The 20,354-nt window shown below is 66.6% G+C and carries 21 protein-coding genes; 10 read left to right on the top strand and 11 right to left on the bottom strand.

The annotated features are described in order from the left end of the window. On the top strand, positions 1 to 629 hold a 629-nt coding region (locus tag H926_RS34645; protein ID WP_237741021.1), incomplete at its 5' end, for a ParB/RepB/Spo0J family partition protein. On the opposite strand, the gene H926_RS0111615 is transcribed toward H926_RS34645, so the two are convergent. Then, positions 626 to 1,105 carry a GAF domain-containing protein gene (locus H926_RS0111615; protein ID WP_022676454.1) on the bottom strand — a complete coding sequence of 160 codons (480 nt, stop codon included), beginning with the start codon at positions 1,103 to 1,105 and terminating at the stop codon, positions 626 to 628. The genes H926_RS34645 and H926_RS0111615 overlap by 4 nt on opposite strands. Before the next feature lie 72 nt (positions 1,106 to 1,177). On the opposite strand from H926_RS0111615, the gene H926_RS0111610 reads away from it, so the two are divergent. Further along, positions 1,178 to 2,638 (top strand): sorbosone dehydrogenase family protein, encoded by a 1,461-nt coding sequence (locus H926_RS0111610; RefSeq protein WP_022676453.1) that lies wholly within the window; start codon positions 1,178 to 1,180, stop codon positions 2,636 to 2,638. Between the two features lie 191 nt (positions 2,639 to 2,829). On the opposite strand, the gene purH is transcribed toward H926_RS0111610, so the two are convergent. Genes purH through rpe form a run of 3 tightly spaced genes read right to left on the bottom strand, consistent with a single transcriptional unit; the run spans position 2,830 to position 7,041 of the window. Continuing rightward, positions 2,830 to 4,419: a bifunctional phosphoribosylaminoimidazolecarboxamide formyltransferase/IMP cyclohydrolase gene (gene purH / locus H926_RS0111605; protein WP_022676452.1), complete on the bottom strand. Its 1,590-nt coding sequence runs from the start codon at positions 4,417 to 4,419 to the stop codon at positions 2,830 to 2,832. Between the two features lie 11 nt (positions 4,420 to 4,430). Continuing rightward, positions 4,431 to 6,371 (bottom strand): heparinase II/III family protein, encoded by a 1,941-nt coding sequence (locus H926_RS0111600; RefSeq protein WP_022676451.1) that lies wholly within the window; start codon positions 6,369 to 6,371, stop codon positions 4,431 to 4,433. A 4-nt stretch (positions 6,372 to 6,375) separates the two neighbouring features. Beyond that, positions 6,376 to 7,041, bottom strand: a complete 666-nt coding sequence (gene rpe, locus H926_RS0111595) for a ribulose-phosphate 3-epimerase (protein WP_022676450.1) — start codon at positions 7,039 to 7,041, stop codon at positions 6,376 to 6,378. 296 nt (positions 7,042 to 7,337) lie between these two features. On the opposite strand from rpe, the gene H926_RS0111590 reads away from it, so the two are divergent. The 3 genes from H926_RS0111590 to H926_RS0111580 all read left to right on the top strand — a co-directional run bounded on the left by H926_RS0111590 (position 7,338) and on the right by H926_RS0111580 (position 9,623). Beyond that, positions 7,338 to 7,853 (top strand): DUF2141 domain-containing protein, encoded by a 516-nt coding sequence (locus H926_RS0111590; protein ID WP_231627646.1) that lies wholly within the window; start codon positions 7,338 to 7,340, stop codon positions 7,851 to 7,853. Positions 7,854 to 7,910: 57 nt separating this feature from the next. Continuing rightward, entirely contained in the window at positions 7,911 to 8,861 is a 951-nt protein-coding gene (locus tag H926_RS0111585; protein WP_231627645.1) for a 2-hydroxyacid dehydrogenase, read from the top strand. Between the two features lie 135 nt (positions 8,862 to 8,996). After that, complete coding sequence (locus H926_RS0111580) at positions 8,997 to 9,623, top strand: class I SAM-dependent methyltransferase (RefSeq protein WP_022676447.1); 627 nt, start codon at positions 8,997 to 8,999, stop codon at positions 9,621 to 9,623. A 51-nt stretch (positions 9,624 to 9,674) separates the two neighbouring features. On the opposite strand, the gene H926_RS0111575 is transcribed toward H926_RS0111580, so the two are convergent. Then, positions 9,675 to 10,496: a hypothetical protein gene (locus H926_RS0111575; RefSeq protein ID WP_133726781.1), complete on the bottom strand. Its 822-nt coding sequence runs from the start codon at positions 10,494 to 10,496 to the stop codon at positions 9,675 to 9,677. A 121-nt stretch (positions 10,497 to 10,617) separates the two neighbouring features. Between H926_RS0111575 and lipB the strand changes: the two genes are divergently transcribed. Both lipB and H926_RS27040 read left to right on the top strand, forming a co-directional pair. Continuing rightward, positions 10,618 to 11,292 (top strand): lipoyl(octanoyl) transferase LipB, encoded by a 675-nt coding sequence (lipB, locus tag H926_RS0111570; RefSeq protein WP_022676445.1) that lies wholly within the window; start codon positions 10,618 to 10,620, stop codon positions 11,290 to 11,292. Then, positions 11,289 to 11,621, top strand: coding sequence for a hypothetical protein (locus tag H926_RS27040; RefSeq protein WP_051146341.1), 333 nt, complete (start codon positions 11,289 to 11,291; stop codon positions 11,619 to 11,621). Before lipB ends, H926_RS27040 begins: the two co-directional genes overlap by 4 nt. A gap of 33 nt (positions 11,622 to 11,654) precedes the next feature. Here the strand turns inward: H926_RS27040 and H926_RS0111560 are convergent, their stop codons facing one another. From H926_RS0111560 to H926_RS0111535, 6 genes are all read right to left on the bottom strand, one after another. After that, positions 11,655 to 12,776: an alkene reductase gene (locus H926_RS0111560; RefSeq protein ID WP_022676444.1), complete on the bottom strand. Its 1,122-nt coding sequence runs from the start codon at positions 12,774 to 12,776 to the stop codon at positions 11,655 to 11,657. 205 nt (positions 12,777 to 12,981) lie between these two features. After that, positions 12,982 to 13,968 carry a quinolinate synthase NadA gene (gene nadA, locus H926_RS0111555; RefSeq protein ID WP_022676443.1) on the bottom strand — a complete coding sequence of 329 codons (987 nt, stop codon included), beginning with the start codon at positions 13,966 to 13,968 and terminating at the stop codon, positions 12,982 to 12,984. A gap of 164 nt (positions 13,969 to 14,132) precedes the next feature. Continuing rightward, entirely contained in the window at positions 14,133 to 14,810 is a 678-nt protein-coding gene (locus H926_RS0111550) for a DUF4230 domain-containing protein (protein WP_028657897.1), read from the bottom strand. After that, positions 14,792 to 15,712, bottom strand: coding sequence for an MBL fold metallo-hydrolase (locus H926_RS0111545; RefSeq protein WP_043609201.1), 921 nt, complete (start codon positions 15,710 to 15,712; stop codon positions 14,792 to 14,794). Before H926_RS0111545 ends, H926_RS0111550 begins: the two co-directional genes overlap by 19 nt. Before the next feature lie 57 nt (positions 15,713 to 15,769). After that, positions 15,770 to 16,342 carry a DUF1465 family protein gene (locus tag H926_RS27035; protein ID WP_237741020.1) on the bottom strand — a complete coding sequence of 191 codons (573 nt, stop codon included), beginning with the start codon at positions 16,340 to 16,342 and terminating at the stop codon, positions 15,770 to 15,772. Positions 16,343 to 16,509: 167 nt separating this feature from the next. Then, positions 16,510 to 16,707, bottom strand: coding sequence for a YdcH family protein (locus H926_RS0111535; protein ID WP_022676439.1), 198 nt, complete (start codon positions 16,705 to 16,707; stop codon positions 16,510 to 16,512). A gap of 388 nt (positions 16,708 to 17,095) precedes the next feature. On the opposite strand from H926_RS0111535, the gene H926_RS31760 reads away from it, so the two are divergent. The 3 genes from H926_RS31760 to H926_RS27030 form a co-directional block, all read left to right on the top strand. Next, on the top strand, positions 17,096 to 17,254 hold the full coding sequence (locus tag H926_RS31760; RefSeq protein WP_022676438.1) for a YdcH family protein: 159 nt from the start codon (positions 17,096 to 17,098) through the stop codon (positions 17,252 to 17,254). A gap of 246 nt (positions 17,255 to 17,500) precedes the next feature. After that, positions 17,501 to 19,774, top strand: coding sequence for a phosphoenolpyruvate--protein phosphotransferase (ptsP, locus tag H926_RS0111525; protein WP_022676437.1), 2,274 nt, complete (start codon positions 17,501 to 17,503; stop codon positions 19,772 to 19,774). Positions 19,775 to 19,911: 137 nt separating this feature from the next. After that, positions 19,912 to 20,354 (top strand): RodZ family helix-turn-helix domain-containing protein (locus tag H926_RS27030; protein ID WP_022676436.1); only part of this gene is annotated, 443 nt, incomplete at its 3' end.

Genomic DNA, 20,354 nt, shown 5'->3' with positions numbered 1-20,354 from the left:
CGGGCGAACGCCGCTGGCGTGCGGCGCAGCGTGCCCGCGTGCACGAAATCCCCGCGATCGTCCGCCAGCTCGATGAGCGCGAGGTGACGGCGCTCGCCCTCATCGAGAACCTGCAGCGCGAAGATCTCAACCCCGTGGAAGAGGCCCGCGCCTATCAGCGCCTGTCCGACAACGACGGGCTGACCCAGCAGGAAATCGCCCGCTTTGTTGACAAGTCGCGCAGCCATGTCGCCAATCTCATGCGGCTGCTCTCGCTGCCTGAGGAAGTGCTGGACATGGTCCAGCGCGATGACCTGTCGATGGGCCATGCCCGTGCCTTGGCGGTCGTGCCCGATCCACTGCCGCTGGCGCAGGAAATCATCGCCAAGGGCCTTTCGGTGCGCGATGCCGAGCGCATGGCCAAGCGCGCGACCAAGCCGGAAAGTGGCCCGCGCCGCGCCCGCGCCGAACGCGATCCGTCAGACAGCGCCGATATCGCCGCCGTGCAGGCCCATGTGGAGGAATTCCTCGGCCTCAAGGTGACGATCAATGCCGATGCCGATCCACGCACCGGCAATGTCGTGATCCGCTACAAGACGCTCGACCAGCTTGACCTGATCTGCCAGCGGCTGACTGGCGGCGCGATTTAAACCGCGCCGGCCAGCACGGCCGCCAAGGCCTCGATCCCGCGCGCGTCTTCCTCGTCGAACCGCGCCACGGTCGGGCTGTCGAGGTCGATCACCGCGATCACCACGCCATCGCGCTTGATCGGCACGACCAGTTCAGAGGCGCTGGCCGCGTCGCAGGCGATATGGCCGGGGAAGGCGTGGACATCGCGCACCAGCTGCGTTTCGCCGGTAGCCGCGGCGGTGCCACACACGCCCTGGCCCAGTGGAATGCGGATGCAGGCGGGCTTGCCGGCAAACGGGCCCAGCACCAGGGTATCGCCGATCAGGCGATAGAACCCGGTCCAGTTGCAATCGGGCAGGGCCAGCGCCAGCAGCGCGGCGACATTGGCCATGTTGGCCACGCCATCGTTTTCACCATGGATTAGCCCGCGCACGGCCGCGACGAGATCGGCATAGAGGGTGGGCTTGTCAGCGCTATCGAATTGAAAATCGTACATGGCGGTGGGGCTTAGCGCATTTCCCGCAAGCTGTCATTGCAGCGAAGCCCTGGCCGCCCTAGTTTGCCCGGCATGAGCACCCTCAAGAAGTTCCTCATCGCCCTTGGCCTGCTGGTGATCGCGATTGGCGCGTTCCTGGTCTGGGCCATCCGTGGCCCGGCCGGCCAATACACCACCGACGAAACCTCAGGCCCCCATCCCAAGATGGCCGAGCCTTCGCCGCAGACCATTCCCGGCGTCGGCATTGCCAAGCCGATCGGTTGGCAGGCGGGCGAAGCGCCGGTGGCCGCGCAGGGGCTGGTCGTCACCCGATTTGCCGATGGTCTGGACCACCCGCGCACACTGGCGGTCCTGCCCAATGGCGACGTGCTGACCGCCGAAACCAATGCGCCCGCAGGTGATCATGGTGGTGGCGGCCTCACCGGGCTGGTGGCAGGCTTCCTGTTCAGCCAGGCCGGTGCGGGTGAACCCTCGCCCAACAAGATCGTGGTGCTGCGCGATAACGGCAGCGGCAAGGCGAGCCAGCGCTTTGTCATGGAAAATCCGGCGCTGGATTCGCCGTTCGGCATGGTGTGGCGCGAGGGGCGGCTCTATGTTGCCAACCACAATGGCGTGGTGTCTTGGCCGTTCCAGCCGGGGCAGACCACCCTGCCGGGCAAGCCGGAAAAGCTGATGGATCTGCCGCCGGCCGGCATGCACTGGGCGCGCAACCTGGCGCTCAGCCCCGATGGCCAGCGGCTCTACATCTCGGTCGGTTCGGGCAGCAATATCGCTGAAAACGGCATCGATGCCGAGGCGCAGCGTGCCGCGATCTTCGAATATGATTTCGACAAGCACCGCGTGCGCCAGTTTGCCGGCGGGATGCGCAATCCCAACGGCATGGATTTCAATCCCTACACCGGCGAACTCTGGGCCGTGGTGAACGAGCGCGACATGCTCGGTCCCGATCTCGTGCCCGATTACCTCACCAACGTGCCGCTCGGCGCGCAGTATGGCTGGCCCTGGGTGTACTGGAAGAAGTACATCGACTGGCGCGTAAACGAGCCGATGCCCGAGTACCTGATGGAATACGTGCGCAAGCCAGAATACGGCCTGGGCGCCCATGTCGCGCCGCTCGGCCTGGCCTTCGCGCGCGGCGGCAATACCATGGGCGATCGCTTTGCCGGGGGCGCCTTCATCGCCCGTCACGGTTCGTGGAACCGTCGCCCACTCGCTGGCTATGACGTGGTCTTCGTGCGGTTCGACAGCCACGGCAATGTGCTGCCGGCCCCGCCTGCGCCCGTGCTCACCGGCTTCCTCACCAAGGACAACAAGGCCCATGGCCGTCCCACCTGGGTGGCCTTTGCCAAGGACGGCGCTCTGCTGGTCAGCGACGATGTGGGCGGCGTGATCTGGCGCGTCACCGCGCCGGGCGCCAAGCCGGCCCCGGCGATTACCCAGATCGCCGATACCCCGCTGCCGCCCAAGCCGCCGATGGGTAAGATCCGCATCCAGGAAAACCCGGATTCGGTGCTCAACAAGCCGCAGCCGTAAGCCACGCTTCCCTCTATAGCCCCCCTCCCGCGAGCGGGAGGGGTTGGGGGAGGGCGTGTTGTTTTTTCAGAACGCGGGGTGGCAGGGCCAAACATTCCCGCCCCCGGCCCCTCCCGCACGCGGGAGGGGAGCAAGAAAAAAGGGGCTGTGCCGCATTGGCACCGCCCCCTTTTTCGTTCCGAAATCCGCGATCAGTGGCGGAAGTGGCGCATCCCGGTAAAGACCATGGCCAGGCCCGCTTCATCGGCGGCTTTGATCACGTCTTCGTCGCGGATCGAGCCGCCGGGCTGGATCACCATCGTCGCGCCCGCTTCCACCGCAGCCATCAGGCCATCGGCAAAGGGAAAGAACGCGTCAGAGGCAACGGCCGAGCCCACCGTGCGGGCTTCGCTCCAGCCATGGGTCTGGGCGGCTTCCTGGGCCTTGGCCGCGGCAATGCGGCTGCTGTCGCGGCGGTTCATCTGGCCCGCGCCGATGCCGGCGGTCACGCCATCCTTGGCATAGACGATGGCGTTGGACTTCACGTGCTTGGCCACGGTCCAGGCAAACAGCGCGTCCTTGAGTTCCTGCTCGGTCGGCGCGCGCTGCGTCACGACCTTGAGGTCGTCCGCCGTGATCGCGCCGTTGTCCCGGTCCTGCACCAGCAGGCCACCGGCGATCGGCACGGTGACGAGGCCGGCGCGGTGGGCGTCGGGCAGTTCGTTGACCAGCAGCAGGCGCAGGTTCTTCTTGCGGGCAAACGCCTCGCGCGCGGCGGCATCGGCACCGGGGGCCACGACCACTTCAGTGAAGATTTCGCAGATCGCGTTGGCGGTCGGGCCGTCGAGCGGCTGGTTGACCGCCACGATGCCACCAAAGGCCGAAACGCTGTCGCACGCCAGGGCAGCCTGCCAGGCGTCGAGCAGCGTATCCGCGCTGGCCACACCGCAGGGGTTGGCATGCTTGACGATCACCACCGTGGGCTTGTCGGTGGCAAATTCGGCCACCAGTTCCAGCGCGGCATTGGCATCGTTATAATTGTTGTACGACAGTTCCTTGCCCTGGATCTGCTCGGCCTGGGGCAGGCCGGCCACCGTGGCGCGGCGCGGTACGTAGAGCGCGGCGGACTGGTGCGGGTTTTCGCCATAGCGCAGCGTGGTCACCAGGCTGTGCGCGCTGGCCAGCGTGGCGGGGAAATGCTGCTGCTGGTCCACGGTGGCAAACCAGGTGGCAATCGCCGAATCATAGGCGGCCGTGGTGGCATAGGCCTTGGCCGCCATCGCGCGGCGGAAGGGCAGGGTGGTCTTGCCGCCGGTCTGCGCCAGTTCAGCGATCACCGTGGCATAGTCGGCCGGATCGGTGAGGATCGTGACGTAATCGTGGTTCTTGGCGGCCGAGCGCACCATCGAGGGGCCGCCGATGTCGATGTTCTCGATCACTTCGTCGCGGTCCGCGCCCTTGGCCACGGTCGCTTCGAACGGGTAGAGGTTGACCACGACAAGGTCGATCGCGCCGATTTCATGCTCGGCCATGCTGGCGGCATGCTCGGCATTGTCGCGCACGGCCAGAAGGCCGCCGTGCACCTTGGGGTGCAGCGTCTTGACGCGACCATCCATCATTTCGGGAAAGCCGGTCAGTTCCGAAATGTCCTTCACCGCCAGGCCCGCCTCGCGCAGCGCCTTGGCCGTGCCGCCGGTGGAAACCAGTTCCACGCCGTGTGCGGCCAGTGCCTGGCCCAGTTCAACCAGGCCGGTCTTGTCAGACACCGAAAGCAGCGCCCGCCGGATCGTCACATCGCTCACGTTGAAAATTCCTATCTCATCTTCTTGAGCAGCCAGGAGAAACTCTCTCCGCTGCGCGGGATCTTGGCCGTGATGACAAGCTGGCGCGTGCCCAGCGGGCGGCCCAACCCATCGGCCCAGAGCGATTCCTCGATCGTCACCGGCTCACGCCCCGAACGGAACTGCCACAGGCCGCCGTCGGGCAGGGCAAGGGTAACGCCAAGGCCGTCCTGGCCCTGCGCCAGCTCGATATGCGGGCCAAGGTGGAAGCGCAAGGCAACACCGATCATGCCGCGCTTGCCTTTCTTGCCGTGCGGCACCAGCAGGTCTTCACCGCGCAGTTCGGTGCCATCATCGCGCAGGATCAGGATGCGCTGGTGCATCAGGCCATAGCGGCTGACATAGCCGTTGTGGCTGGCCTCGATCCGCGTGGCGGACTGGCCCATCGGGCCGGGCGCCGTGGCGGCATAGCTGCCATCGGCCTGCAGCGTGCGGCGGTCCACTTCCACTTCGGAAACGCCGCTGCCCAGCTTGCCGTTGATCAGCACGGCAGTGGAATTGAAATCGTCGATCGTCAGCGTGGAATGGGCCGCCGTGGCGCGCAGGCCCTGCGCGAGGCGCAGCGGGATCAGCCCGCCGGCAAAGGCCGCGCCGCCGCAATTGACGATCAGTCGCTCGGCGCCATGGCTGAATTCGAACGCCAGGGTAGAGGCACAGCCTTCGCGCGCGTGGCGGGCGATCGGCGGCGGCGCGGCATCGAGCAGCAGGACCGACTTGCCCGCCGTAATGCGCTGGTAGCCCCATTGCCGGGCATCGCGCAGCGGCCGGGTGCGCACGCCACTGGCCTTGATCAGCGTGGCGATATGGTCGGCTTGTACCGCGCCCGCGCCCTGCCAGCTGCCCAGCGCGCCATCGCCGTGCAGCAGCGCGAGCAGCGGCGGGACCAGCAGCGACAGGATCGTTTCAATCTGCTGGGGCGGATCGCGGCGCACGGCGGCATAGCAGGCCTTGAGCCGCACCAGGATGGTAATCGCCTCGATCTGGCCCAGCGGGCTGCGCGACAGCACGCCGCCATCATCGCCCACCATGTCACCAAGTGCGCGGATCAGCCCGGCCTCGCCAAACAGGCGGCGCGGGCCACCATCGGCCATCAGCAGCCCGGCGGCGGTGATCGCCGCCCAGCCGGCCACTTCGCCCAGCTTGTCATCCGCACGGGTGACATGGCGATCGAGCCAGCGGGCGGTTTCGGCCATGGCGTGCAGCACACGGCTGCGAAACTTCTTGTCGTTGCCCGACAGCAGCAGCGGCGCGTGGATCAGCCAGGTGAGCAGGCGGTGGCCGGTATGCCCCACATCCCACGCCGGGCTGGCATTGGGCTGGGGATTGGCATTGAGCCACATGCCCAGCACGCGTTCGGCCACGGGGGTGCATTGCGCGCGTGGTCCACTGGCCTCCAGATCGGGCAGCCAGGCAAAGCCATGCACCATCCGCTCGAACGGCGGCGGCAGGCGTGGCCCGGTGAACTCAGTATCGGCAATCGGGGTCTTCATGCCGTGGACCAGGAAATGCCCCGCGCGCAATGCCTTGCCTGCGCCGGAATCGCCCGGAAGCGGGTTGCTGACCGTCGCCGTCAGGCGCGGGCGAGAACGCTTGCGAAAGGGTTGCAGCGCGGCGGCCGGCAGCCCCAGGCGATAGGCAAAACGCATGAAGCGTTCACCCGCGCTGACCGGGGGCGGCGAAAAATCCGCCAGCGCCAGGGCGCGGCCGGGCTCCACCACTTCGGGGCGCAGCGGCATGTCTTCGTCGGCGGGCATCGGCGGCAGGGGGCGGACCACAGCAGCGGCGGCGGCCGCATCGCGCCGCAAGGGTTCGTTTTCCAGCCCCAGGGGCAGGGCGGGGCTGGCTTCGTCCGCCGAAATGGCCTTGCCCTTGGCGGGCTGGCCGGGTGCGATGGAGAAGCCTGGTTCGCCCACGGGGTCAGTCGATCCTTTTCAGCGCGGCGATATTCGCGGCATAGTGATCGGGCCCACCCTTGAAGGTCGCGGTGCCGGCGACCAGGGCATCGGCGCCGGCGGCCACGCACAGCGGCGCGGTTTTGGCATCCACCCCGCCATCCACTTCCAGGTGGATCGGCCGGCCGGTCTTGTCGATCATCTTGCGCACCGCCTCGATCTTGCGCAGCTGGCTGGAAATAAAGCTTTGCCCACCAAACCCGGGGTTCACGCTCATGATCAGCACCAGGTCGATATCGTCGATCAGGTAATCGAGCATCTTGGCTGGCGTTGCGGGGTTGAGCGCGATCCCGGCCTTCTTGCCCAGCGCCTTGATCGCTTGCACCGTGCGGTGGATATGCGGCCCGGCTTCGGGATGCACGGTGATGATATCGGCCCCGGCGTTGGCAAACGCCTCAAGGTAGAGATCGACCGGGCTGATCATCAGGTGCACGTCGAACGGCTTGGTGGTGTGGGGGCGCAGCGCCTTGACCACGGCCGGCCCGATCGTGATGTTGGGCACGAAGTGGCCATCCATCACGTCCACATGGATCCAGTCAGCCCCGGCGGCATCGATCGCGCGGATTTCCTCGCCCAGCCGGGAAAAATCGGCGGATAGGATCGACGGGGAAATTATCGGCAAGGCAGTCATCGACAACGGGTCCGATCGCAATTCTGGGCAAGAAATAGCCCGGCCCGGCCAAATCGCCAAGCGGGCGCCGTTCGGCGCTTAACCGCGCCGAATCGGGGCCACAAGCGCTCTTTGCAGTATTTTCCACACGCGTTGTGCAGTTTCGGGCCGGTCTGGCGCGGGTTTGCTCCGAAAGCGCGCGGATTTGTCCAGGCCGGCGATCAACCCATGCAGCAATGCCACGGTCGCGCCGCGAACGCGCCCTGCGGCCTTGCGCCCCCTTGCCATTGGCGGCCGGGCTTGTCATCGAAGATGGGGTGAAGACGCTGATCGAATCCCTCAAGACCACGCTTGGCGCCTTGGCGCTGGGTGCAACGCTGGCCCTGCTGCCGGGCACCGCGATGGCGGCCAAGCATGGCGTGCATCTGCCGCCGCTCGGCTGCGCCGGCCCGCCCAGCGATACCTGGCTCAATGTCACGATCGACAAGGTGCGATCCGATCGCGGCGTGATTGCGCTCACCGTCTATCCCGATGACCAGCGCAAGTTCCTGATCGATGGTGGCTCGCTCTATGTTGCGCGCGTGCCGGCCCGTGCGGAAAAGACGCATATGTGCCTGTTCCTGCCGCAGCCTGGCATCTATGCTCTGGCCGTCTATCATGACGAGGACAATTCCGGCTCGCTCAACCGCATCGGGCCGATGGGCCTGCCGGCCGAAGGCTTTGGCTTTTCAGGCAATCCCGGCTCGATCGAAAGCCTGCTAGAATTCCGCGCGGTGCGCCTTGCCGTGCCGCGCACCAACCTGTCGACGCGCATTCGCCTGCGCTATCCTTGAGCGATTGCCGGGATGAAGGGCTGACTTTTCAACCGTTCGCGCGCTAACATGCGCGGCATGACCAAACCTGCCGTCCTCGCCGCCGCGCCCTTTCCGCCGTTCACCATGCAGCCGCTGGAAGCGGCCTTTGCCGTGCACCGCCTGTGGGACGGGCTGGACGATGCCGCCGCCGGATCGATCCGCGCCCTGGCCACCAACACCCTGTTCGGCCGCCTGGGCGCCGAGATGATGGATCGCCTGCCCGCGCTGGAAATCATCGCCAACTTCGGCGTGGGCTATGACAACATCGATGTCGCTGCCGCTGCCGCGCGCGGCGTGATGGTGACCAACACACCTGGCGTGCTCGACGAGGAAGTCGCCGATCTGACCCTCGGCCTGCTGCTATCCACGATCCGCCGCCTGCCCCAGGCCGAGCGGCACCTGCGCGCCGGGCTGTGGGAGCAGGGCGCCTTTCCGCTTTCGCCCACGCTGCGCGGGCGGCGTATTGGCATCCTGGGGCTGGGCGCGATCGGCAAGGCGGTGGCGCGCCGCCTGGAAGGCTTTGGCGTGGACATCGCCTATCATGGCCGCACGCGGCAGGAGGGCGTGGCCTATCCCTGGTATCCCACGGCGCTCGCCCTGGCCGAGGCGGTCGATGTGCTGGTGGTGGTGGTGCCTGGTGGCGCTGCCACGGCGGGGCTGGTCGATGCCGCGGTGCTGCGCGCGCTGGGGCCGCAGGGCGTGCTGATCAACGTATCGCGCGGCAGCGTGGTGGATGAAGTAGCGCTGATCGCGGCGCTCCAGCAAGGCACGATCCTGGCTGCCGGGCTCGATGTCTTTGCCCGTGAACCCCATGTGCCTGCCGACCTTGTCGCGCAGGACAACGCGGTGTTGCTGCCCCATGTCGGCTCTGGCTCGGTCGCCACGCGCACGGCCATGGGGCAACTGATGATCGACAACCTTTCCGCATGGTTTGCCACGGGCCGGGCGTTGACCCCGGTGGCCGAAACCCGCCATTTGCAACGGTAAACGCCTGGTTGCGCAGGGTGTCTGTCCGATAACGGTTCGTCGCATCGCGCTGGGCCTTGCGGCGAACGCTTGCAATAGTGCCACGGATTTGCAACTTGCGCGGTTCACGCACCAAGATAGGGATGCCTGTCCACAATGAATTCGACCCAGGCGGCGCGCGCTCCTTTGCATCAGCGGGTCCGGCGCAAGGCGGAACGGATGTTCGGTCCAGCAGGCATTTTCTTCAAGGGCTTCATCAAGCACCCGGTGATGGTCGGCGCGATCGTGCCGTCCTCGCGCCGCACGATCGCGCGCGTACTGTCCAAGGTGGATTGGGAAAACTGTGACCTGTTCGTGGAATATGGCCCCGGCGTGGGCACGTTCTGCCAGCCGGTGCTCGATCGCCTGCGCCGCGATGCGCGGCTGATCGTGATCGACACCAACCCCGATTTCATCAACTACCTGGCCCGCACCATCGGCGACAGCCGCTTCATCGCGGTGCACGGCTCTGCGGCCGAGGTGGAAAGCATCGTACGCCAGCACGGTTTTGACCATGCCGACTATGTGCTGTCGGGCCTGCCGTTCACCACGCTGCCCGAAGGCGTGGGGCCGGCGATCATGGCCGCGACGCAGCGGGTGCTGCGCCCGGGCGGGGCGTTCCTGGTCTATCAGTACACGGCCCGCGCGCGCGCACTGATGAGCCGCTATTTCCACCGCATCGACAAGGGTTTCGAGCCGATCAACGTGCCGCCCTGCGTGATCTCGTGGGGCTGGAAAGACTGATCGCCCGGCGCGCCCCTTCCATAATGGAACGGGCGCGTTTCATTTTCTGAGTTACAGAAACGGGCGGGGCAGATCGGCGGTCAGCTGCCCGTGAATGCCAGCCAGCATCGCCACGAAATAGGTATAGCCTACCGAATAGAGCAGCGCCGAGATCGCTTCGTTGATCAGGCGCGCGCTTTCGTTTTCGGCGCCGAGCAGCTGTGTGGTGATCAGGCCCACCACCATCATCACCACGCTCATCGCCACCAGGAACACCACCATGGCCAGGCCCAGGAACGCCAGGATGCGCGCGGTATTGCCCCGCGTCAGCGCCACGCTGGCGCGGATCGCCATGATCGGGTTGTGGGTGCGCCCCACGCCCAGCACCGGGCCGACCATGATTGTGCGCAGCAGCGGATAGACCACGGCTGCCAACCCGGCGCCAGCCGCCAGCGGCGCCGGCACGCGCAGGCCCAGCAGCACGCCGCTGACCACCATCATCAGCAAGAGCGCGAAGAGGCCGATCAGCACTTGCGCCAGGAAATAGGCGGGCACCCGCGCCGCGCAGTTGCGCAGCGCCTGGCCCACCGTGGGGCGCGAGCGATCGAGCACGCAGACCAGCATGGTGATGAAGCCGACGATCTGGAACAGCGACAGCGGCAGCAGGTAGGGCAGGTTGCGCGTGTAATAATCCTGCATCACCTGCGCGAGCTGCTGCTGCGTCACCTGCGGGGGAATGACCGGCGGCGCGATGAACACCGCGCCAACCAGCAGCGGCAGCAGGAAAAACACCCCGGCAATCGCGATCAGCAGATCGGCATTGGCCGAAACGATGCGCGTGGCGCCCTGCCAGGCGGCCATGCTGTCCAATGGGGCGATCAACGGTTTGGTCACGTATAGTCCTCGGGGCTCGTTTCGGTTTGGTCCTAGCAAAGCCTGCGGCTCGGCGCACCTCCCTTCCCGGTGTCTTGCCCCCTTGCTTCGGGCGGCATTCGGGGCCAAGTCGCAAGGCATCATGACTGCGCCCGATACCATCGAGATCGTCCGTGAAACCGCCCCGGTGCCCTATCGCCCCGCGCTGGAGGCGATGGCCGCTCGCAACGCCGCGATCGCCGATGGCACGGCGTCGGACATGCTGTGGCTGCTGGAACATCCGCCGGTCTATACCGCCGGCACCAGCGCCGATCGGTCCGAATTGCTCGATCCCCGGTTCGAAGTGGTCGAGGCCGGGCGCGGTGGGCGCTATACCTATCACGGGCCGGGCCAGCGCATCGGCTATGTCATGCTCGATCTGCGCAAGCGCGCGCGCGACGTGCGCGGGTTTGTCCATGCCGTGGAAGGCTGGGTGATCGATACGCTGGGCGATTTCGGCGTCGAGGCCTGGCGCGCGGAAGGGCGCATCGGCATCTGGTGCGCCGGGGCCGATGGGCGCGAGGCCAAGATCGGCGCGATCGGCGTGCGCATTCGCCGCTGGGTGACGATGCACGGCTTTTCGGTGAACCTGTCGCCCGATCTTTCGCATTTCGGCGGGATCGTGCCGTGCGGGATCGAGGAGTTTGGCGTGACCAGCCTGAAAGACCTCGGCCGTTCGGTCAGCAGCGCGCAATGGGATGATGCATTGCTGGCGCGCCTGCCGGCGTTCCTGTCCAAGCTCGACGTGCCATGCCCTCCGGTGGAGATGGAGCCATGAAGACCCTGCTTTCCCTATCGGCGGTCGTCCTGCTGCTTGCCCTGGGCGGGTGCCAGAAGGGCAGCGAACCGGAAAAGGGCGCGGCCAAGGCCGCCGGTGGCGAGGTTCTGCCCAGCAGTGTCAGCGATGCGATGATCGATCTTGATGGCGCTACCGGCACTCCGCCGTTGCAACCCGCGCCCAAGGCCAAGGCCAGCGGCGCTGCGCCACAGGCAGCATCGAGCGATGCGGCCGAAAGCCCCACGCCCGATGCTGCAGGGGCTGCAGGCGGCACAGCCGCGCCCGCAGCACCTGCCCCCGCTGCCCAGAGCCAGGCACCGGCGCAATAACGCGCCGATCCTGGCCGCTGGGTGATTGGCGCGTCAGACGGTTTCTTCGGCCAGCGTGGGATAGTCGGCATAGCCTTCGGGTACGGGGAAGTACCACGATTCGGGCACGTTGCGGTTGGGCGCCAGCGGGGCGTCCTTGGCGATGCGCGCGGGCAGGTCCGGGTTGGAAATGAACGGGCGGCCAAAGCTGATCGCATCGGCGCGGCCGGAGGCAATGTCGGACGCGGCAGACTGCGGGGTGTAATCGCTGTTGAGCACCAGCGGGCCGGTATAGATCTTGCGGATCAGGCCATCCTGCTGCGGCACGTCGGTGGCGCCAAAGGTGCCGTTCGGGCCGGGCTGGCGCAGTTCGACGAAGGCCGGCTTGAGCGTTTCGAGAACCTGTGCGGCCAGGCCGAACACGGCCTCGGGGTTGCTGTCATCCACCCCTTGCGAATCGCCGTTGGGCGAAAGGCGCACGCCGACGCGCTCTGCCCCCCACACGCTGATCAGGCGTTCCATCACTTCGCGCAGCAGGCGCACGCGGTTTTCCGGGCTGCCGCCATATTCGTCGGTGCGCAGGTTGGCCGAATCGCGCAGGAACTGGTCGATCAGATAGCCATTGGCGGCGTGCAGCTGCACCCCGTCGAACCCGGCCTTCTTGGCGTTTTCGGCCGCGCGGGCATAGTCATCGAGCAGGCGCGGCATTTCATCAAGGCGCAGCGGGCGCGCTTCGACCGCGTCCTTGCGGCCTTCGAAGGTATGGACATGGCCCGGCACGCGCGTGGCCGAGGCAGAGACCGGCGGCTGGCCATCGTTGAGATCGGGATGGCTGACGCGGCCCATGTGCCACAGCTGCGCGACGATGCGTCCGCCGGCTTCGTGCACGGCTTCGGTCACCGGCTTCCACGCTTCGACCTGGGCGTCAGTCCACAGGCCGGGGGCATAGGGCCAGCCCAGGCCTTCACGGCTGATGCCGGTGGCTTCGGAAATGATTAGGCCGGCGCTGGCGCGCTGGCGATAATACGTGGCCATGATCGGCGTGGGCACTCCATCGCGCCCGGCGCGGCCGCGGGTGAGCGGGGCCATGAGAATGCGGTTCGGCGCATGGATCGCGCCCAGATCGATCGGCTGGAACAGCGCGGCGTGGTGGGGCTGGCTGGAAGTCTCGGTCATGCAGGCCTCTTGCTGGAAATGCATTATGGGTTTTTCTTTGCAACGTATATTGGCCGCGACCGTTCCGCCGCGCAAGGGGGCACGGGCAGGGCGGCGGCAGGTTTTCTTGAAACCGGCAAAGAAAAAGCCCGGAAGGCCATAAAGGCTCCCGGGCTTTCGCGGATCAGCAGGTCAAGGCGTGCGCCACATCGGCTCAATGCGCAGTTTAGGGTCGGCCCAGATCGCCCTGGCCCACAGTGCCGCTGGCCATCGCCAGCATGGCATCCAGGCTCTTCTTGGCGTCAAGCCGGAGGGTTTCCTCGATTTCCACCCGTGGCGTCAGGTCGCGCAGCGCCAGGTAGAGCTTTTCCAGCGTGTTGAGCGCCATGTAGGGGCAGATATTGCAGTTGCAGTTGCCATCGGCACCGGGCGCACCGATGAATGTCTTGCCGGGCATGGCCAGCTGCATCTGGTGGATGATGTGCGGCTCGGTCGCCACGATCAGCGTGTCGCCGGGCATCGCCTTGGCATAGTTCAGGATGCCGCTGGTCGACCCGACATAATCGGCATGATCGACGATGTGCGCCGGGCATTCCGGGTGCGCGGCGATCGGCGCATCGGGATGCTGCGCCTTGAGCTTGAGCAGCTCGGTTTCGCTGAAGGCTTCGTGCACGATGCACACGCCGGGCCACAGCAGCATGTCGCGCCCGAACTTGCGGTTGAGATAGCCGCCCAGGTGCCGATCAGGCCCAAAGATGATCTTCTGTTCTGGCGGGATCTTGGCGAGGATCGTTTCGGCGCTCGATGACGTCACGATCACGTCCGACAGGGCTTTCACCTCGGTCGAGCAGTTGATGTAGGTGAGCGCGATATGATCGGGATGCTGCGCGCGGAAGGCGGCAAACTGATCGGGCGGGCAGGAATCCTCAAGGCTGCACCCGGCGTCCATGTCGGGCAGCACCACGATCTTTTCGGGGCTGAGGATCTTGGCGGTTTCGGCCATGAAGCGCACGCCGCAAAAGGCGATGACTTCGGCATCGGTCGCTGCCGCCTTGCGCGACAGTTCCAGCGAATCGCCCACGAAATCGGCCAGGTCCTGGATTTCCGGCTTCTGGTAATAGTGCGCCAGGATCACGGCCTTGCGTTCGATGCGCAGGCGATCGATTTCCGCGCGCAGGTCAAGGCCTGACAAGTTGGTGGGCTGGGCCGTCATGGGATGCTCCTGCTTCCGGGCAATGCGGCACGCCCGGATTCCTTGCGCCGCGACTTAGGGGCGCGGGCGCGTGTTGCCAAGCCAGGATTGGGGGAATGCCCCTCCGTCAGGCCTGCGGCCTGCCACCTCCCCATCGGGGATGGGGAGGATCTTGCCGAGGGGCCTTAGCGGGCATCCCCATCGATCGTCACGTTGACGGTGACTTTGCCATAGCCGGCTACCTGGAGCGGAATGGCCAGGTTCTGGCGCACGGCATCCTTGGCGGCACTGCGGGCCAGGCCCATCAGCACGGGATTGGCAGCCTGGTTGGTGGCAAGCTGTTCGGCCAGGCGGGTGTTGTCGCGCGTCAGCTTGTCCTGCGCAGCGCGGGTGATCCACACGCCTTCGCGCAGGTATTGGGCGCGCGCCTCGTCCAGGTTGGGTCGGCTCAACCGCAGGGGTGGCAGGCGCACCGACAGCGTCTGGCTAGTGGCATCCCACGCCATGCGATCGCGGTTCATCTGCGAAAGATCGATGGTGTAATCCACGCGCGCCGGGATTACCGCCACCTGCTTTGACTGCACCAGGCCGAACAGGCGGCTGTCGTCGCTCGACACCACCGGGGCCAGTTCGGCGCTAAACACCGTCAGGCTGTTCTGCCGCTCGAACGCCACCAGGCTGGTGGCCAGCGGGTCTCCGATGTCCTGTGGTTTCCACAGGAGCCAGGCAAACAGCCCGGCCAGCGCCAGTGCCGCCACGAACAGCAGCCAAGGCAGAGCGCTGCGCCGCGCCACCACTACCGTGGGCGCGGGTTGGGGAGAGTTCCCTGACAGGGGCGGGCTATTCAGCGTGCTGTCGTCCATTGTTCCCCCGAACGAACAACCCGGCCCTGGCGTTCCAGATCGAGCAGATGCGCCAATACCGAGCGGCCCGCGGCACCGGTCAGCCGCGGGTCCAGTCCCTTGTACATCTGTGCCACCATGGCGGGAATATTGTGCAGCCCGCCTTCCAGCACGCGCAGCACCTGCCGCTCGCGCTGGCGGCGATGGCCCAGCATGCCACGCACGAACTGGTGCGGATTGTCGATCGGATCACCGTGCGCGGGATAATAGACGCGGTCCTGCGGCCGGTCATACAGCTTTTGCAGCGAGGCCATGTAGGCGGCCATGTCGCCATCGGGCGGCGAGACCACGCTGGTGGACCAGCCCATGACATGATCGCCGGTGAACAGCGCGCCGCTTTCCACCAGGGCCAGGCACAGGTGGTTGCTGGTGTGGCCGGGCGTGGCCACGGCCTGCAAGGTCCAGCCATCGCCGCGCAGTTCCTCGCCTTCGGCCAGCACGCGGGCCGGGCGATAATCCGGGTCGAACGCCGCATCGGCGCGCGGGCCATCATCTTCCAGGGCCAGCGGTGCGCAGCCGATGATCGGTGCGCCAGTCAATGCCGCCAGCGGGCGTGAAGCAGGGCTGTGGTCGCGGTGGGTATGGGTGCACACGATCGCGGCGATGCGGGCGCTGCCCACCGCCGCCACGATTGCCGCGACATGGCCTTCGCCGTTGGTATCGGCATGGCCCGCCGCGCCGGTGCCATCGGGGCCGGGATCGATCACCGCCACATCGTTTCCGGCGCCGACGATATAGGTCTGCGTGCCGGTATAGGTATAGGGCGATGGATTGGGTGCCAGCACCCGCCGCACCAGCGGTTCAAGCTGGGCGGCCATGCCGGTGTTCCACGTGGAACGATCGGGAAGGGAGGAACTGGCCATGCCCCGTGCTATGGGGACGGCCGCCCCCATGCGCAAGGCACGACGTGGCGCGTCGGTTCAGCCCGCCTCGGCCAGCGCCAGGCCCAACCGCTCGCGCAGGTGGATCAGCGCTGCGGGCAGTGGGTCGGTCAGAGGATCGTGCGGTGCGGCGTTGGCCATGCCTTGGCGCTGCCAGGCCTGTTCCAGCCGGGTGATGCGCTGATAAAGCCGTTCGCTCTCGTGCACTACCGCCTGTGCTGCCAGGGTCAGGTGGATAATGCAGGCCGGGTCGCTTGCCGGGAAATGGGCGATCAGGCGGCCGTGGCGGCGCAGTTGCAGCTCGGTCAGTTCGCCGGCGAACCAGGCGCGGTGGTTGAGCAGCCAGGCCAGGCAATGCATGATCCGCGTGGTGGTGCGCAGCGCCTCGCAGCTCGCCTGGACATGCGCCAGGTCTTCGTCCGCGCCGAGGCTGCCGCCGGCTGGCGGTGCCGCATCGTTGGCCGGCTGGCGGCGCAAGGCCTCGAACGCATCGCGCGCGCGATCGGCCAACGCCCGCGCCCCTGCATAGAGCGCTTCGATGATGCGCGGATTGGCGCTGGGCGTGACGGGCATGGTGGCGATCGGAATGGGTGGCCTGCTGGGTACGAACATGCCCGAGCGGATGCGCCGGCCATGGATCAAAGCCGGCTTTAAGGCCGATCGCCCCGCCGGCTCAATGCCCCGGCAGTGGCCAAGTGCCACCGCTTTGCCGCTGTCTCGATACGGAACGCTTTGCACGGCAGGCGGAATCGGTAAATACGGTATGCAATCGTTTGAAATCAGGCGATAATATCAGGGATAAGATAGTCTTCGAGCATGCTGATCTGATCGCGCAGCAGCAATTTGCGCTTTTTCAGGCGCGCCACCTGCAGCTGGTCGGCCACGCCATTGGCGCTCAGCGCATCGATCGCCACGTCAAGGTCGCGATGCTCGAGCCGCAGCGCTTCGAGCCGCTTGCGCATTTCCTCTTCGGTCACACCAACCACTCCCCGAAACCGACCTTGCTACCCCAAGCTGCCACATCGCCTCCCATCTGCACCTGGCGTTGTTCAGGTTGCCGACTCACGCTGGCGACCACGCACCGGCCAACGGCGCGCGGGGCCGCTGGAAAACCCGTTGACCGTTGATGGTGCACATTTCGTCATCGCCCTCTACACATGAACGCGATGCCGGTGCGACCCGGCGCGGTTCCACTTGCAAGATACGGCGAATGTGGGAGCATGACAACGCACCGACTGTCAGCGACTCGCAGAACAGAAGCATCGGAGCCGCAGACACCGGAGCCAGCCGCGCGGGAATGTCTCTCGCACGGGTTTTGACCGGGCAGCGGCCTATCCCGGCCCGCGCCCCTCAGGAGGTCAACGCATGGAAACGACGCACATCAACGCCTTGCAGACAAAGCACGCCGGCCTGGAACGCCGGATTTCCGAGGAAATGGCACGGCCAGCCCCCGACGTGGCCCTGCTCATGCAGCTCAAGCGGCGCAAGTTGCGCATCAAGGAAGAACTGGCGCTGATTCACTGATCCCTTTGCGCCGGAACCAACCAACCAAGCGAACATAACCTGGAAACGATCAATACCCCTGGATTGTAACAGGCGTGAGCGGCCGATTGCGGCGGCCACGCCTGACAAACACGGCCGGTTCCCCCACGGGGACCGGCCTTTTGCCCAGAGCGCCGCTGGCGGCCGCGGCACAGTTGCATACGAATATTTCCGCAATGGCGGCAGGCCCCGTTTGCAAACGGCATGGGCTGCGCTAGGCCTTTGGTCATGTTGACTGCCGTCGCCTCTGCCCGCGCGATCCTCACCTCGCTGCACGAGGTCATGGCCTCGCGATCCGGCGCGCAGGCCAAGCTCAACCGCATCGTCGATGTAATCGGCGAAAACCTCAACAGCGAGGTCTGCTCGATCTATTTGCTGCGCGAGGGGATGCTGGAACTGTTCGCCACGCGCGGGCTGGAACAGGCGGCGGTTCACGTCACGCGGCTGGCCGTGGGCGAGGGCCTGGTCGGCACGATCGCCCAGAACATCGAGACGCTCAACCTGGCCGAGGCAGCCGCGCATCCCGACTTTGCCTTCCGCCCGGAAACCGGGGAAGAACGCTTCCACTCGTTTGCCGGCGTGCCGATCGTGCGCCGCCAGCGCGCCGTGGGCGTGGTGGCCGTGCAGCATGTCGATCCGCGCCGCTATGAAGAGGTGGAGATCGAGGCGCTGCAGACCGTCGCGATGGTCCTGGCCGAGCTGATCGCCAATGCCGAACTGATCGACGATGAAGACGTGGCCGGCGTGCCCGACCACCTGACCGGGCCCGATCGCCTCAAGGGCCAGACCCTGGTGAAGGGCCTGGCGGTGGGCCAGGCCGTGTTCCACCAGCCACGCGTGACGATCGAGCATGTCGTGGCCGAAGATACCGAGGCCGAGCGCCAGCGGGTCTATCGCGCGTTCGACAAGATGCGCGAGCAGATCGACCGCATGGCCAGCCAGGCCGAATTCGGCGTGGGCGGAGAGCACGAGGAGGTGCTCGAGACCTATCGCATGTTCGCCTATGACGAAGGCTGGAGCCGCCGCATCAACGAGGCGATCGATTCCGGCCTTACCGCCGAAGCCGCGATCGAGCGCGTGCAGCAGCGCACCCGCATGCGCATGCGCCAGATCGACGATCCCTTGCTGGCCGACCGGATGCACGATCTGGAAGACCTGTCGAACCGCCTGCTGCGGATCGTATCGGGGCAACTGGGCACCGCCGCCAGCCTGGGGCTGAAGGGCGATGCGATCCTGATCGCGCGCAACCTGGGTCCGGCCGAACTGCTGGAATACGATCGCCGCCGCTTGAAGGGGGTGATCCTGGAAGAAGGCTCGCTCACCGCGCACGTGGTGATCGTGGCGCGGGCCATGGGCATTCCCGTGGTCGGCCGCGTGCGCGCGCTGCGCGGCAAGGTGCGCGAAGGCGATACCCTGCTGCTCGATGGTGACCAGGGCGTGATCGACGTACGCCCGGCGCCCAGCCTGATCGAGGCGTTCGAGGCGCGCTTTGCCAAGAATCGCGAGCGGCAGGCCCACTATGCCACGATGCGCGACGTGGAGCCGATCACGCGCGACGGACAGCGCATCACGGTGATGATCAACGCCGGCCTGCGCGATGACATGCCGATGCTGCCGCTGACCGGTGCTGATGGTATCGGCCTGTTCCGCACCGAGTTCCAGTTCCTGGTTTCCGCGACGATGCCCCAGCGCGAGCGGCAGCAGCGGCTCTATCGCGACGTGCTCGATGCCGCCGGCGATCGCCCGGTGGTGTTCCGCACGGTGGATATCGGCGGGGACAAGGTCCTGCCCTATCTGCGCCACAACGATGGCGAGACCGAGGAAAACCCGGCGATGGGCTGGCGCGCGCTGCGCGTGGCGCTGGAGCGCGACGGACTGCTCAAGGTCCAGGCGCGCGCGCTGATCGAGGCGGCGGCCGGGCGCACGCTCAACGTGATGTTCCCGATGGTGACCGAACCGTGGGAATTCGATGCGGCCAAGGCCGTGTTCGAAAGCCAGGTGGCGTTCCTGCGCAAGCAGAAGAAAGTGCTGCCCGAGGCGATCCGCTATGGCGCCATGCTGGAAGTGCCGGCGCTGGCCGAATGCCTCGATATGCTGGCGCCGCGCCTGTCGTTCCTGTCGATCGGCACCAACGATCTTACACAGTTCCTGTTTGCCGCCGATCGGGCCCATCCCAAGCTGGCCGAACGCTATGACTGGCTCAGCCCCGCGATCCTGCGCTTCCTGGCGCGGGTGGTGCGCGATGTGGCGCCCCATGGCACGGCCTTGACGGTGTGCGGCGAAATGGGCGGCCGGCGGCTGGAAGCCCTGGCGCTGCTGGGCCTGGGCATCACCCGCCTGTCGATCACGCCGGCGGCAGTCGGGCCGATCAAGGAACTGATCCGCACGATTGATCTGGGCGAAATCCGCAATGCCATGGCCGGCTGGCTGCGCGAGCCGCATGCCGACATGCGCAGCGTGGTGGCGCAGTGGGCCAGCGCGCAGGGCATCGATTGCGACTGATCGGGTTCGCATGACCGTTTTGGCCGGTTGCGCGCCGCAAAACGGTTGACTTTCGCGCAATTGCAACGATCCCCTTTTACCGGCTTTTCATCAAGCCACCGGGTTGCAAAACAAGCAGAGAAGACGGGAGCCGCGCCTTGGCCGACTCGATCGGGTCAGATTTTCATTCCCCCCAGCCGGACGCCGCCGCCCCGGCGGGCGTGGGAGCCACCTTGCGCGCCGCGCGCGAGGCGCAGGGCCTTTCGCTGAAAGATATTGCCGCGCGCACCCGCATCACTGCCCGCCATGTCGAGGCGCTGGAGGCGGGCGATTATGACAGCCTGCCCGGTCGCCCCTATGCCCTCGGATTTGCGCGCAGCTATGCCAAGGCCGTGGGCCTGGACGAGGCGCCGATCGCCGAAGCGGTGCGGCGCGAGCTGAGCGCGCGCGCGCCAGCGCCCGAAACCCGCGTGATCCACCAGTTCGAAGCGGGCGATCCGGCCAAGACCCCCTCGCGCCTGATCAGCTGGCTGGCCGGCCTGCTGGTGGTGGCAGTGCTGGGCCTGGGGGTGGTGTTCTGGCGCAGCTATTACTGGCCCTC

Source organism: Novosphingobium sp. B-7, from assembly GCF_000410615.1.
GTDB classification, from domain to species: Bacteria; Pseudomonadota; Alphaproteobacteria; order Sphingomonadales; family Sphingomonadaceae; genus Novosphingobium; species Novosphingobium capsulatum.
Note: the sequence above shows the minus strand (reverse complement) of the source record. Positions and strands in the feature narration are given on the sequence as shown.

Coding starts and splice junctions, on each gene's coding strand:
- H926_RS27040 (WP_051146341.1), top strand. CDS start 11,289: ATGAAGACCCTGCTTTCCCTATCGGCGGTCGTCCTGCTGCTTGCCCTG.
- ptsP (WP_022676437.1), top strand. CDS start 17,501: ATGTTGACTGCCGTCGCCTCTGCCCGCGCGATCCTCACCTCGCTGCAC.
- H926_RS0111615 (WP_022676454.1), bottom strand. CDS start 1,105: ATGTACGATTTTCAATTCGATAGCGCTGACAAGCCCACCCTCTATGCC.
- H926_RS31760 (WP_022676438.1), top strand. CDS start 17,096: ATGGAAACGACGCACATCAACGCCTTGCAGACAAAGCACGCCGGCCTG.
- H926_RS0111610 (WP_022676453.1), top strand. CDS start 1,178: ATGAGCACCCTCAAGAAGTTCCTCATCGCCCTTGGCCTGCTGGTGATC.
- H926_RS0111585 (WP_231627645.1), top strand. CDS start 7,911: ATGACCAAACCTGCCGTCCTCGCCGCCGCGCCCTTTCCGCCGTTCACC.
- lipB (WP_022676445.1), top strand. CDS start 10,618: ATGACTGCGCCCGATACCATCGAGATCGTCCGTGAAACCGCCCCGGTG.
- H926_RS0111550 (WP_028657897.1), bottom strand. CDS start 14,810: ATGGACGACAGCACGCTGAATAGCCCGCCCCTGTCAGGGAACTCTCCC.
- rpe (WP_022676450.1), bottom strand. CDS start 7,041: ATGACTGCCTTGCCGATAATTTCCCCGTCGATCCTATCCGCCGATTTT.
- H926_RS0111560 (WP_022676444.1), bottom strand. CDS start 12,776: ATGACCGAGACTTCCAGCCAGCCCCACCACGCCGCGCTGTTCCAGCCG.
- nadA (WP_022676443.1), bottom strand. CDS start 13,968: ATGACGGCCCAGCCCACCAACTTGTCAGGCCTTGACCTGCGCGCGGAA.
- H926_RS0111580 (WP_022676447.1), top strand. CDS start 8,997: ATGAATTCGACCCAGGCGGCGCGCGCTCCTTTGCATCAGCGGGTCCGG.
- H926_RS27035 (WP_237741020.1), bottom strand. CDS start 16,342: ATGTTCGTACCCAGCAGGCCACCCATTCCGATCGCCACCATGCCCGTC.
- H926_RS0111545 (WP_043609201.1), bottom strand. CDS start 15,712: ATGGCCAGTTCCTCCCTTCCCGATCGTTCCACGTGGAACACCGGCATG.